A 12,965-nucleotide genomic window follows, 5' to 3' on the forward strand; every position below is an offset into this window, starting at 1 on the left:
AAGTTTGAATGAAACTTTTTCAAAGAATCATACTTTAAGAAGGCCCCCGATGAGAGGCCTTCTTTTGGTACAAACTCGTTATTAGTTGTAGAAAAAAGCGTTATAAGGTCCAATTGATAAGCAATCCAGCTTGAGCTAATCCACCGCCGAAACCATATAATAAAACCTTCTCACCACCACTGAGCTTCCCTTCTTTTAATCCTATTTCTAAAGCTAATGGAATTGTCGCTGAAGAAGTATTTCCATACTCCACTAAGCTATATAAAGTACGCTCAATTGGAAAGCCACTTCTATCACATATTGACTCAATCATTCTTAAATTTGCACTATGCGGTACGAACCAATCAACATCATTCAATTGATATTCGGCATTTTTCATCACAGTTTGCATTCCTTTTGGAACGGTCGTGACAGCCCATTTATAAACCTCACGTCCATTTTGTACAAGGTTGCCACTATTATTTAAGTCTTCACCATTTATTCGTGTCGATAGGTTTGTACTATATAAATGTTTTCCGCCTTCTCCCTCAGAATACAAATGTGAAGAAATAAAACTTGGCTGTTTTTCATCATATTCTACAAGAACTGCTCCTCCGCCATCTCCAAATAAAATACAAGTGGCTCGATCTTCATAGTCCATAAGTTTAGATAAAGTATCAGCTCCAATAACAAGAACTTTCTTGTTTAAACCAGATGTTACTAATCCATTAGCTACATGCAGCCCATAAGTAAATCCTGCACAGGCAGCGTTTAAATCAATAGCTCCAGTATTCTTAATACCTAGCTTTGCTTGGACTAAAGATGCTACACTTGGAGTGTTGAAATCAGGTGTAAAGGTACAGACAATGATCATATCAACATCTTCGACAGATTTATCATACCGTTCAATTAAATCCTTTACAGCTTTATAACCTATATCACTAGTAAACTCTTCTTCATGTGCAATTCTTCGTTCTTTAATACCAGTACGTTTAACAATCCATTCATCATTGGTTTCAACCATTTTTTCCAAGTCTTTATTTGTTAACCTTTTTTCAGGAACATACGAACCTATCGCAGTAATACGTGCTTTGGATTTGAACATAGAATAGCCACCTCGTGTGTATGAATTGCATCATTTTATAACTTGATATTAACACCTGGTACTAATTATAAAGCAAAAAAAATCTTATGCAACTAACCGTTACATTTTAAGAAAAAGAGTGGGGAAAAGCAACTACTTTAAAGTAAAGCACCTGTTAGTTTATTACAATCTCTAGAGTGACTGCCAAAAGTCATCTTCAAGACATTTTGTATTTCTGACAATTATACTGATAGTTGAATAAATTCTGCTTGCATCACTGAACTTGTCAAAAAAAAAGCCATACTCCTAGTTGATGCAGCTCTTACTATTTATGATGGCGACAAATTTGTTCTTGTCTTTCGAGATTTTGTTCAACTGCATATGTAGTGCCCCATTCACACATTGTATTTAATACAGGTACAAAGGATTGACCCAACTCAGTTAAACTGTATTCTACTTTTGGTGGTACTACTTTATATACTTCTCTTCGGACAAGCCCATCTCTTTCCAACTGCTTTAATTGGTCGGTCAAAACTTTCTGGGTAATGGCCGGTATTAGAATATAAAACTCTTTTGTCCTCATTGGTTTTTGACTCAGAAAAAAGAGGATTAAGCATTTCCACTTTCCTCCTACAGTATTCATGAAAATATTTATTCCAGTATTTAAACTCTTCATTCCTCATTCCTCCTGAATAGGCACATAAAGGTGGCTATGCCACTTTATTGTGCGTTATTTTCTTCTACATCATGGGTCCATTATACTCTGATTATGAAGCAAATATAACATTGGGAGTGAACACGATGAGTGTAAGGGAGATCATAGAAAAAAGACGTTCCGTAAGGCAGTACGATCCCGATTATAAAATTAGTCCCGAAACGTTGGCGACATTTATTGAAGGAGCTAGTAAATCGCCTAACGGAAACAATATTCAAGCAACACGATACCTGGTTATAGATGAACCATATTTAAAGAATTTGTTACTGCCCATTGCTTTTAATCAGCAACAGGTAATTGAAGCCTCAGTACTGATTGTTATACTAGGTGATTATCAAGCATTTGAAAAAGAAAATATCATAATGATACATGAGGATGAGTTTCAAAAAGGTTATTTTGACGCATCAGTAAGAGATTATCTAACAAACGCGGCAATCAATTATTATCTAAATAAATCAAAAGAAGATTTAAAGGCTGAATTAATAAGAGACGCAAGCCTGGCGTCAATGTCGTTAGTTTTATTGGCGAACGAGGCAGGTCTTGAAACCATTACAATGTCCGGGTATGATTCCGAACAATTAAAGTCAGCTTTAAAAATTTCTGATAGGTATTTAGATGTTATGCTTATCGCCATGGGGAAAGGAATTAAAGAAGGTCACAAAACAGTAAGACACGATGTGAACAAAGTCATTTATAAAAACAAAATATAGTGAGTGTTTTTACTTTTTTAAAATTTGAATATGGGAGATTAGTGTGGAAAGAGGGTTAAAAAGAACCCTCTTCCCCTATCATCTTATAGTTAAAACTCACCACGAGTTACAGTCTCACATTTCATCCACATGCAGACTTATCATATAGTCATATTAACGTAACGGATTCATTTTAGTGTTTTTGTTTGTAATAAGTTACAGCGAGAGCAAGGGCCAGCACTGTTCCTTTGACGATATCCATCGCATAATACGGAACGGACATCATGATCAGCCCATTTTGTAGGATTCCGATCAGGACTGCTCCGACAAAGGTTCCAAAGGCATTCGGTTTTCCCGCTCCTAAAACGGAGGAACCAATGAAGGCAGCCGCGACGGCATCCATTAAATAGGGTGACCCTGAATTGATTTCCGATGTCATGACCCTTGAAGCAAGGACAATCCCCCCGATTGCAGCAAATAGAGCCGAAAGCAGATAGGCAAGGATTTTGTATTTATTGACCGATATCCCGGAAAGTCTCGCCGCTTCCTTATTTCCCCCAATAATGTACATATAACGACCGTGCTTCGTATAAGTCAAAAAGATATGGGTCGCTATCACAATGACGGCCATGATCAGGATTATCCACGGTACCTGGCCAATTTTGGCGAAAAACGGGCTGATCAGTCCTGTTGCGAACGTCCCGTCTGGCATGACCATATTTTGCGAAACCGTGGCCCCTTTTGTATAGGTAAGGGCAATTCCCTGGATAATGAACATGGTAGCCAAAGTCATCAGCATGTCGGGAATTCTCAATTTAACGATCATGAATGAATTCAAGGCGCCTACGACAAGTGAGGCACCGATCGCAGCTAATATGGCAATTAATGTATCCTGTGAAAACCAGACAAACATCGAGATGACGATGGCATTGGCCAATGATGCGACGGAGCCGACGGAAAGGTCGAAGCCATCCACGGTCAGGGATATCGTAATGCCGATCGCAATGATGGTCACGATTGAAATGGAACGCAGGATGTTGACCAGATTCGTAGTTTGAATGAAAGATGGATTGGATACGGCAAAAATTCCAATCAGAATGATAATCGTCAATATTGTGCCGTATTTATAGAAAAAGTCGAATAGTTCCACCTTTTTCTTCACTTTCGCTGTCTGTGTAACAGGATTGGGTATGCTCATTCTATTTTCCTCCCGTTGAATAGAATAGTAGTTCTTCTTCATTCGTTTTACTTGTTTCTAATTCGATGACAGTGCTCCCGTCATATAACACATATGTCCGGTTGGTAATGCCAATGATTTCGGAAAGCTCGGATGATGCATAAATGATCGCCTTCCCATTCCTTGCAAGCTCTGCAATCAATTCGAATATATCCTTCTTGGCTCCAACATCGACCCCTTTCGTTGGTTCATCGAATATGTATACATCCGCATCGGCCATAAGCCATTTCCCGATGGCAACTTTTTGCTGATTGCCACCTGAAAGGTTTTCGACATTCACATCCCCTGAAGGAGTTTTAATGCCGAGGCTTGCGATCATTTCCTTCGCTCTTTCCTTTTCCGCCTTGCGATTCACGAAGCTGAATGTCTTGGAGAATTTGCCAAGACTGGCTGCCGTCAAGTTCGCCGAGACTGATTCCTGAACAAGGACCCCTTCTTTCCTGCGTTCCTCAGGTACAAGTGCCAGACCGCTTTTTACTGCTTCGTGCGGTGATTTCAAGGAAAGCTTTCGACCATTCAGGATGACTTCCCCCGCTGTGATGGACGTATGGCCGAAAAGGGTTTTACACAGCTCCGTTTTCCCAGCCCCGACCAACCCTGCCAAGCCGATTATCTCGCCTGCTTTAATATTCAAACTGACATTTTTAACTTTCTCTGCATCTGACAATCCGTTCACTTCCAGAATAACGTCGCCAATCGAAGCATTCACTTCAGGAAACTGTTCATCCATGGTTTTTCCAAGCATGTTCTCTACGACTTCGGTACGGGTTATATCTTCCTTCTTTCGACTTGTGACACGCTCCCCATTCCTCATGATTGTAATTTCCTCACAGATTTCAAAAATTTCGGTCAGACGATGTGAAATGAAAATGATTCCCACGCCTTTTTGCTTTAATTCATTTACAATTCGAAAAAGTTCTGTCGTCTCCGTATGACTTAACGGAGCAGTTGGCTCGTCGAGAATCAGGAATTTGCATTCTGTCGAAACGGCTCTTGCTATCAGGACCATCTGTTTTTCAGCCAAGGTAAGGTCTCTTACCAGCTTTTTCGAAGGGACACGAATTTTCATATCTTCAAGAATAGAAGCCGCTTGGTTATGCAGCTCTTTCCATTGGACCATCTGTTTTTTTCCCATGTTTTGGACCATATCATTCAACATTACATTTTCCCCAACCGTTAAATAAGGGATGAGGGCGGTATCCACTTCCTGATAAACAATTTGAATGCCTTGTTCTTGAGCCGCTTTTGGCGAGCGGATATCCCTCTTCACCCCATCAATATAAATGTCACCTGAATAATGAACATGGGCTCCCGATAAAACTTTCATTAACGTCGATTTCCCTGCTCCGTTTGCACCGACCAATGCGTGGGCTGTCCCCGATTTTACGGAAAAATCAACATCACTCAGCGCCTTCACCCCCGGAAATTCAATCGAAATCTTCTTCATTTCTAGTTGCGTGCCCATGTCCATTCCCCCTTATTGAACAGACACTCCCTTCTACTTGAAAGAGAGTGTCTCTTTTTAATTTTTATAATGATCTTTCAAAACTTTCATCCAATCTTCTTCAAATTCCGTCGATACACCCCAGCCATCGACAATACCAGACAGATTTGCCATGTTCACTGCTTCTTTAGACGCTTGGATTTGCTTTTGTGAAATAAGTGAAGCCTCCAAGTCATAGGTTTGCGGCGTTTCTTCGCCCGCTAATTTTTTAGCCAATATCCTCATATTCACTGCACCGATCAACTTGGGATCTACTGCTGCCGTGTAGGACCATGAGCTATCAGCCGATTGGATTTCCTGGAGATCTGCATTCGAGACATCTATTCCATATATCTTCACTTCATCGCGGCCCGCCTCTTTAATCGCCCGGGCTGCACCGATAGCAAAGGCATCCCATGTTGCGAAAATGGCATCCAATTTACCTTTAGGGTATTTATTCAGCATTGCGGCTACAGCATTTTGTGTCTGAACCGATGTATCAGCAGATGCCACTCCGAATCTTTCGACTTCTTTGATCCCAGGATTTTCTTTTAATTTTTCCTGATAGACTGCATTTCTTCTTACCATTGGAGGAAAACCGTCCACCCAAAGGTATGCAATTGCCGCTTTACCTTTCTGTTCTTTTATCAGCTTATCAAAAGCCAGTGTTGCCAACTCTTCATCATCTTGTGAAGTTAATGTCACGCCTTCTATTTTAGATAGATCGCTTATTGAATCGAATGTGACAACGCTTTTACCTGCATCAACCAACTTTTGAACGTCATTCACAGTTGCTGCATCATCACCATGTGAAATGATATAGCCGTCATAATCTTCCTCCAAAGCCTGCGCTATCGCATCATGGAATTTAGCCGTATCACCATTGGCTGTGTACGTATCCACTTGAAACCCCAGTGCTTCTCCTTCTTCCTTCGCCCCTGCCAGGTATTGGGCCGTATGATCATCACCGCCAATTTTACGGATCACTTTGATTCTGGCTCCATCTCCATCAGCGAATCTTTCCGGAACATTTTCAAATGATACTTTTTCTTCTTTCTTCGACTCTGTGGAACTCTGACCTGTAGAGCACCCCGTTAAAAGCAAAGCCGAAGCGATGGCTGAAATGAATATACCTTTAATAGACCTTTTCATCTTGTTTCCCTCCATTTTTTCTTATTAGTCTCATCAGTTAAGTTGGTGTAAATCCCAAAATAAAAACCTCTCTAATATAGAGAGGTTTAATCGGCTGTTTTGCAGACTTGTCCCTCTCTTATCTGTCAAAACATTTCTGTTTTGCAGGATTTAGCACCAATTCCTAATGGAACGGTTGCTGGGCATCTTAGGGCCAGTCCCTCCGCCACTCTTGATAAGAGATATATCGTGTTACGTTTTCGTAATTATCACTTTATAGGGATATAGTCGTAAAGTCAATAGATTTTTGAATATTTGAAATGTTCCCCGTTATTTTTTATTTTCTTTGAAGCTGGGCTAGACGCTTTTTCTCAATCTTTTCAAGCCGCTCCAACTGCCTTAATTTCACTTCGAACAAAGTGATAGGGTCACGGTAAACTTCCGGATTTTGTTTCATATGCTCCAATGCAGCCTGGTAGTCTTTTATTTCAGTCTGCGTTTGCTCTATCGTTTTTTGAAGTAATGCAAATGAACCGCGATAGAAAAGGGAGATGTCACGATCCAAAGATTTTTCAAACAATCCAAATTGGGTAAGGAAACGCTCCGTGATCATTTCCGCAACATCCAGGTAATCTTCACTTTCCAGGTATTTCTTATAACGATTGTACATATTGGCTTTATTTTGCGGTATCGCCCCAAACAGCTTCCCTGCCCCTTTAAGCAGTAATTGAGATGGAGTCCTGCGCAAAAGGATATTAACGTTTTCGATGCGGATACTGCTTGTCATCCGGTCGGCATCACGGCGCCAGTCATCCAATACTCTGAAGTCACCTGCCAGTGTAATCCGTTCTTCTTTGTATAATTCATTGAATCCGGCACTCATCTCATCCATGAACTGCTGGCTTTGTGAGAACTCCATTTGGGAACTGGCAATCCAGTCTTGAAGAGAACGGTAATATTGAGGCATGATCTTGTCAGAAATGAAGTTTTGAATCCGCTCATTCATTTCCTGGTTTAACTGTACATGGACCTGACTGAAATCACTGCTTTCCGTTAACGATTTAGAGCAATCCCTCAGTAATTCAGGAATTTTTGAATAAAGCTGACTTTTCACTTCGTCCTTAAGCGAACGATACGACCTTATGATATTTTCACTTTTTTCTTTTTCCAGATCAGCCAGTTGATTGACCGCTCCATTCAGTTTGACTTCCATCTGCTCATTCCAAGAGATGGAATGCTCGCATTTCCGCTCATTGGCTGCCCGTTTTTCTAATAGATAAGATAAAGTTTTACGAATGAATGCCAGGATTTTTTCAGATCTTCTTTCCTTCCAATTATCATCTTGATAATTCGATTGAAGGAAGGCTGAAAGGTCCTTCAATTGCTGCCTGCTGTCATAATGTTTGGAGAAAGCGAACACTTTCGCATTCGGGAAATATGCATTCACTTTATCCCATGTTTCGTCTTCCATCCGGACTGCGACCTGATCACTGTATATCGTATCCATTTTATTTAATAGGAAATGGATCGGCAGTTTCGGAGCCATCATTTGAATTTCCAATAACAGATCCCTTTCGCTGCCGGTGAAAGGAGCCCGGGCGTCAAGAACGAACATCAGGCCATCACTGCCATGTAAATAGCCTTGGAAATCGGATTCCACGCTTTGTTCCCCATTGAACCCCGGTGTATCCAATAACCGCAGATGATTATTTCTTAGGTAGTCACTGATGATTGTCACATCGACAATAGTCCCGCGCTGACGGCGTGTTTCATCCAAATCAGTTAGCTCCTCGACAACTTTGCTATCTGTATCGGTAATTTCAAGGATTTCCAAATCATCCCCATCTTTGACACTGACTAGGGAAGAATGGTCCTCAGCAGCAATGCTCTCGCCAACGATTGACTGAATAAAGGATGTCTTGCCATTTCCTGTACTTCCTGCAAGAAGGAGATTGAAATTCCTGGTATCCTTAAGCCCCTCCACCATCCATTTAAGCTTATTGCCAACCCTTAAATCATTATCTTCAGCCCACTGGATAATGGAATTGAACAGTTTCTCTCCCGCTTCCAGTCCGCCTCCCAATTTAGGCGATTTCGAAAGCAGGCTCTCTGCATCCTGAATGACCAGCGCATTGACCGTATCCGGGAAGATTTCATTCCAGGACAACGTGGACGCCGCCGCAAACAGCGAAAGCTCCCCGTCTGCGATTTTGAGCCAGTTTTCCAGCAACCTTGGCACGACAGGACTTAATTCTTTGATTAGATGCGTTCCTTCTAACAGACCTGCATATGCATCCCTGTAATAGACGGAAAGCTCATCCCATACATCCGCATGGTTCAATTCGATGGTATCTATCAAATTATTAATCACTCTTAACCATTCGAAATAAGAATCCGTATATTTATAATTTTTCCAAAGGGCAACCGTCATTTTCTCGAAACGTTCCTGGTCGAGTGTGTATAACGAACCAAGGACAGTTGAGAAATAATCCGGCTCCATCGATTGGGCAACACCCTGCTGGATATACGTTTTCAGCACATCGAACCAGCCCATTGACTCTGTACGGATACTTTCATTCGCCGCTAATACCACCGCACTGTTCCAATCCTTTTGTTCTTCAAAAAAGGCACGTGCAATTTCCGTGACATTCGGGTAGTCCGGTTGAAACTCGACTGCTTCTTTCACGACTTTGGAAGCCAAATCATTTCTCGATTCCACTATGTACAGGGAAAACAGCTGCAAAAGAACTTCTGTTTTCAAGACAGCTTCATCCGTATCGACGGATTTATAGATATCCTCTGAGGTTGAATACATTTCCAATTCAAAATACGCATCAGCGATGTTTTTCTTCGCCCATGAACCAAGTTCCCCTTCTATGTTTTCCCATTTAAAAATGGCTGCTTCATAGTCATGGTGCTGGAAATATACCTCTCCTTGAGCAAATCTAATTGCGGTTAAATCGGATCTTTCCTTTTTTTGTTCCACGAGAAACATTTCACCCAAAGCTTGAATGGGGTGCTTCCTTGTATCCTCAATCATCGTTTCATAATATTTTTTTCCGATCAGACGTTCGTCCATCTTTATTCCCCCGATATATTTCATATTTTCAATTAAAGGATAATCACTGATTCTATAAGCCTTCTAGTAGACCTAACATTCAATCTATAGGTTCCTTTAGTTAAAAAATCATTTACAAAACCTTAAAATGTTATTTTAGCAAAACAATATGGTAACAACATGTCACCACTCTTACAATTTTAAAACAGAAACAACTGGAACTGTAATGTTTTTAATAAACCGATACAGAGATGTCATTTCCATATTCGAGAAAATATGTTTTTTCTAGAGGTGAGCGAACCATTCTTTATCCCTCTAAATTACCAGAAGCCCACCCTTCAACTTACCTATAAACGGTAAAAAGCAAAATCCCCCTGCCTCTTCCATATAAAAAAGCAGTACCCTCATTCATAAAAGGTAACTGCTCTCTGATAAGCTCCGAACAGTACTTGTCCTTTGACAAATTAGGATTATACCCCTGTACGCTTACGTTGGTTATTCGGCTTTTTGGTCAACTGGCTTTTAAGCTGTTTCGTTTTTTTCACAACGCCTGTTTCCAGTTTATCTTTACTTGATCCCGCTTGCTTTTGAGCCAGTTTTTGTTTGACTGCATCCGCCAGGCTTAATTTTTTATTTTCAGACATACTGTTGTCTCCTTTAGTGTTCTGCCTTCTATTATAATATAGTTGGGATTAGAAAGATAATAGGGAGTTATAGCCTATTCTTGTTCAAAAAATCCTCTGGATAAAGGAAGTTTCGCTAACGAGGGACTAATTTCCTGCTCCTTTTAAAGGATTTATGATAAATTATGTTGACTTCATAATCAGAATTTGCTAAATTGTCTTTATATTATAAAATCTATGAAGAGAAAGAGTAAGATGGGAACCCTGTTCCACAGAGAGTCGACATGTGGTGGAAGTCGATGTCCAAGGCCTATCCGAAAATCATCTCTGAGATGCAAAGCTGAAAATGCAGTAGGCTTTGACGGGTTTCCGCCGTTACAATGGATCACGTATGAATTCGTACGTTGACTGAGTGCCGCAGCTTCTTTGTAGTGCGGAATATGGGTGGTATCGCGAGCACAAACTCGTCCCTGATTTTCAGGGGCGAGTTTTTTATTTGCACAAAACACTTTAATTAGCCTTTTTCAGGCCAGTCGGCGAGAGTTATCATTTTAAAAAAAAGGAGAAATCACCATGAAAAAAACAGACACATTATTTATCGGCCTTATGCTTTTCTCAATGTTCTTCGGAGCGGGGAATCTTATATTCCCTCCATTTTTAGGAGCATCTTCAGGAACTTCATTCTGGCCGGCCATTGCCGGTTTTGTCGCCACCGGAGTCGGCCTGCCAATTTTGGTGCTTCTTGCAGTCTCACTTGTTAAGGGCGGGGCACAAACCATCGGTGCCCGTGTACATCCACTATTCAGCACGTTGTTCATGGTTATCATCTATTTAAGCATCGGGCCGTTCCTCGCCATTCCACGGAATGCGAATGTTGCCTATGAAATGGGCTTCAAGCCGTATCTTGGAGACTCAATGAATCAATCACTATTTCTATTCATGTTCACAACCGTATTTTTCATCATCGTTTATGCCATTTCATTGAATCCAGAAAAAATGGAAACCTTCATGGGACGCTGGATTACACCCGTTCTTCTTTTATCCATGGTCATTCTCTGTGTCGTTGGGTTCGTAAAGCTTGATGCTCCATTCCAAGCTCCAACCGAAGAATATGCTGCAGGAGCATTTTCGAAAGGGTTCATTGAAGGCTACAACACGATGGATGCTCTAGCTTCCCTGGCTTTTGGGATCGTCATCCTTACTTCAATCCAGCAAAGGGGGATTTCAGAACGAAAGCAATTGACGAGATATACAGTAAAAGCGGGTCTCATCGCTGGTGTTTTGCTTTCTTTAGTTTATATCTCCTTAGGAGTAATCGGAGCACGCATGGCAGCAGATGGTTCATTCGAAAACGGAACGGATATCCTCACTGTCGCATCGACCCTTTTACTTGGAACTGGCGGAAAGGTCCTTCTCGGCATCATTTTCACTTTAGCATGCTTCACCACCGTTGTCGGATTGACGACTGCTTGCGGACAGTATTTCTCGAAACTTTTCCCCAAACTGAACTATAAAACCGTCATTCTGATTGTAACAATCGTCGGTTTCATCCTTTCAAATATGGGTCTGAATCAAATTCTGAAAGTATCGGTACCATTCCTTGTGATGGCTTATCCGTTAACGATCGTCCTGATTGTCCTGACATTCTTCAGCCGTCATTTCAAAAACCCGAAGAAGGTTTATCGCAGTGCAATGACTTTCACAGGAGTTTTCGCCTTGATGGATGGACTGAATGCTTTCGGCCTACAATTAGGACCGGTGCAAACCTTGAGTGATGTCCTTCCCCTTTCCGCCTACGGCATGGAGTGGATCATCCCTGCTCTCGTCGGTACAGCCCTTGGCGTTCTGCTCAGTCAAATCGGACAAACAGCGCCAGCTGAGGAGTTGGAAATCGAAACACTATAATAATGAAGTAAGCAGGTGATTTTACAGATCATCTGCTTATTTTGTGCACGCCTGCATTGCTTTATTTTGGAAATCGACATCCACTTTTTGTTATGATGGGGTCAAAGGAGATGATAAGTAATATGTCTAAGCAAACCCGTATTGGTAAAACAGATCTATATGTAAATCCGATTGGCCTTGGCACGAATGCAATTGGCGGACATAACCTTTTCCCTAATCTAAGTGAGGATACAGGAAGGGATGTTTTGAGAACGGCGTTGGAAGAGGGAATCAACTTTTGGGATACAGCTTACATTTACGGTCCTGAGCGTTCAGAAGAACTTATCGGTGAAATCCTTAAAGAGAGTCGCAGACGCGATGACATAGTCCTTGCCACTAAAGGGGCACATAAATTTGTCGATGGCAACATCGTATTTGATAACTCTCCGGCTTTTCTGAAAGATGCCGTGGACTCGAGTCTAAAAAGGCTCCAAACAGACTACATCGACTTATTTTATATCCATTTCCCTGATCGCGATACCCCTAAAGATGAAGCAGTAGGTGCCTTAAAGGAATTGAAGGATGCAGGTAAAATCAAGTCAATCGGCGTCTCGAACTTTTCGTTCGAACAATTGAAGGAAGCGAATAAAGACGGCTATGTCGATGTCCTGCAATCCGAGTACAATCTATTCAAACGTGAGGCAGAACAAGACCTGCTGCCATATACAGCCGAAAATGATATTTCCTTCATTCCTTATTTCCCGCTTGCGTCCGGTCTGCTCGGCGGCAAATATAATCAGGAATCAACATTCGATGACGGCCGGGCAAAAAGTCCGCTTTTCCAAGGACAAGCCTTTGTAAGCAACCTGCAAAAAGTGGAAGAAGTACGGGCGATAGCCAACAGGAAGCATACCGAAGTTGCCGATGTCGTCCTAGCTTGGTATTTAACTCGGCACTCGATTGATGTACTCATTCCCGGAGCGAAAAAGCCAGAACAGGTCACACGCAACTTACAAGCATTGGATGTCGATTTAACCATGGACGAAATTGCCGAAATCAGTGCCATTTTCGCTTAATTATAG

The 12,965-nt window shown here is 41.4% G+C and carries 10 protein-coding genes, 1 riboswitch and 1 other annotated feature; of the genes, 3 read left to right on the forward strand and 7 right to left on the reverse strand.

Features of this window, described 5'->3' with window-relative positions; genetic code table 11:
* Positions 1-100: 100 nt before the first annotated feature.
* Positions 101-1,084 carry a ketoacyl-ACP synthase III gene (locus LQ188_RS19695; RefSeq protein ID WP_230177897.1) on the reverse strand — a complete coding sequence of 328 codons (984 nt, stop codon included), beginning with the start codon at positions 1,082-1,084 and terminating at the stop codon, positions 101-103.
* A 304-nt stretch (positions 1,085-1,388) separates the two neighbouring features.
* Positions 1,389-1,739, reverse strand: a complete 351-nt coding sequence (locus LQ188_RS19700) for a winged helix-turn-helix transcriptional regulator (RefSeq protein ID WP_101224946.1) — start codon at positions 1,737-1,739, stop codon at positions 1,389-1,391.
* Between the two features lie 125 nt (positions 1,740-1,864).
* On the opposite strand from LQ188_RS19700, the gene LQ188_RS19705 reads away from it, so the two are divergent.
* Positions 1,865-2,488: a nitroreductase family protein gene (locus LQ188_RS19705; protein WP_101224947.1), complete on the forward strand. Its 624-nt coding sequence runs from the start codon at positions 1,865-1,867 to the stop codon at positions 2,486-2,488.
* Between the two features lie 172 nt (positions 2,489-2,660).
* Here LQ188_RS19705 and LQ188_RS19710 read toward each other — a convergent pair whose 3' ends face one another.
* The 5 genes from LQ188_RS19710 to LQ188_RS19730 form a co-directional block, all read right to left on the reverse strand.
* Entirely contained in the window at positions 2,661-3,665 is a 1,005-nt protein-coding gene (locus tag LQ188_RS19710; RefSeq protein WP_101224948.1) for an ABC transporter permease, read from the reverse strand.
* A gap of 1 nt (position 3,666) precedes the next feature.
* Positions 3,667-5,169, reverse strand: a complete 1,503-nt coding sequence (locus tag LQ188_RS19715) for a sugar ABC transporter ATP-binding protein (protein ID WP_230177899.1) — start codon at positions 5,167-5,169, stop codon at positions 3,667-3,669.
* A 57-nt stretch (positions 5,170-5,226) separates the two neighbouring features.
* Complete coding sequence (locus LQ188_RS19720) at positions 5,227-6,339, reverse strand: sugar ABC transporter substrate-binding protein (protein WP_230177901.1); 1,113 nt, start codon at positions 6,337-6,339, stop codon at positions 5,227-5,229.
* Between the two features lie 115 nt (positions 6,340-6,454).
* Positions 6,455-6,560, reverse strand: a riboswitch (SAM riboswitch).
* 95 nt (positions 6,561-6,655) lie between these two features.
* Positions 6,656-9,397: a GTPase domain-containing protein gene (locus tag LQ188_RS19725; protein ID WP_230177903.1), complete on the reverse strand. Its 2,742-nt coding sequence runs from the start codon at positions 9,395-9,397 to the stop codon at positions 6,656-6,658.
* Between the two features lie 449 nt (positions 9,398-9,846).
* Positions 9,847-10,020, reverse strand: a complete 174-nt coding sequence (locus tag LQ188_RS19730) for a hypothetical protein (RefSeq protein ID WP_164468807.1) — start codon at positions 10,018-10,020, stop codon at positions 9,847-9,849.
* A gap of 207 nt (positions 10,021-10,227) precedes the next feature.
* Positions 10,228-10,474, forward strand: a binding site (T-box leader).
* A gap of 98 nt (positions 10,475-10,572) precedes the next feature.
* Between LQ188_RS19730 and brnQ the strand changes: the two genes are divergently transcribed.
* Positions 10,573-11,904 carry a branched-chain amino acid transport system II carrier protein gene (gene brnQ, locus LQ188_RS19735; protein WP_230177905.1) on the forward strand — a complete coding sequence of 444 codons (1,332 nt, stop codon included), beginning with the start codon at positions 10,573-10,575 and terminating at the stop codon, positions 11,902-11,904.
* A 122-nt stretch (positions 11,905-12,026) separates the two neighbouring features.
* Positions 12,027-12,959 (forward strand): aldo/keto reductase, encoded by a 933-nt coding sequence (locus LQ188_RS19740; protein WP_101224952.1) that lies wholly within the window; start codon positions 12,027-12,029, stop codon positions 12,957-12,959.
* Positions 12,960-12,965: the final 6 nt, after the last annotated feature.

It is taken from the genome of Peribacillus sp. Bi134, assembly GCF_918698065.1.
Taxonomy (GTDB): domain Bacteria; phylum Bacillota; class Bacilli; order Bacillales; family DSM-1321; genus Peribacillus.

Excerpts from the sequence above, each read along its gene's own strand:
- LQ188_RS19715 (WP_230177899.1), bottom strand. The coding sequence starts at position 5,169 with ATGGGCACGCAACTAGAAATGAAGAAGATTTCGATTGAATTTCCGGGG.
- LQ188_RS19700 (WP_101224946.1), bottom strand. The coding sequence starts at position 1,739 with ATGAAGAGTTTAAATACTGGAATAAATATTTTCATGAATACTGTAGGA.
- LQ188_RS19725 (WP_230177903.1), bottom strand. The coding sequence starts at position 9,397 with ATGGACGAACGTCTGATCGGAAAAAAATATTATGAAACGATGATTGAG.
- LQ188_RS19710 (WP_101224948.1), bottom strand. The coding sequence starts at position 3,665 with ATGAGCATACCCAATCCTGTTACACAGACAGCGAAAGTGAAGAAAAAG.
- LQ188_RS19730 (WP_164468807.1), bottom strand. The coding sequence starts at position 10,020 with ATGTCTGAAAATAAAAAATTAAGCCTGGCGGATGCAGTCAAACAAAAA.
- LQ188_RS19705 (WP_101224947.1), top strand. The coding sequence starts at position 1,865 with ATGAGTGTAAGGGAGATCATAGAAAAAAGACGTTCCGTAAGGCAGTAC.
- LQ188_RS19720 (WP_230177901.1), bottom strand. The coding sequence starts at position 6,339 with ATGAAAAGGTCTATTAAAGGTATATTCATTTCAGCCATCGCTTCGGCT.
- LQ188_RS19695 (WP_230177897.1), bottom strand. The coding sequence starts at position 1,084 with ATGTTCAAATCCAAAGCACGTATTACTGCGATAGGTTCGTATGTTCCT.
- brnQ (WP_230177905.1), top strand. The coding sequence starts at position 10,573 with ATGAAAAAAACAGACACATTATTTATCGGCCTTATGCTTTTCTCAATG.
- LQ188_RS19740 (WP_101224952.1), top strand. The coding sequence starts at position 12,027 with ATGTCTAAGCAAACCCGTATTGGTAAAACAGATCTATATGTAAATCCG.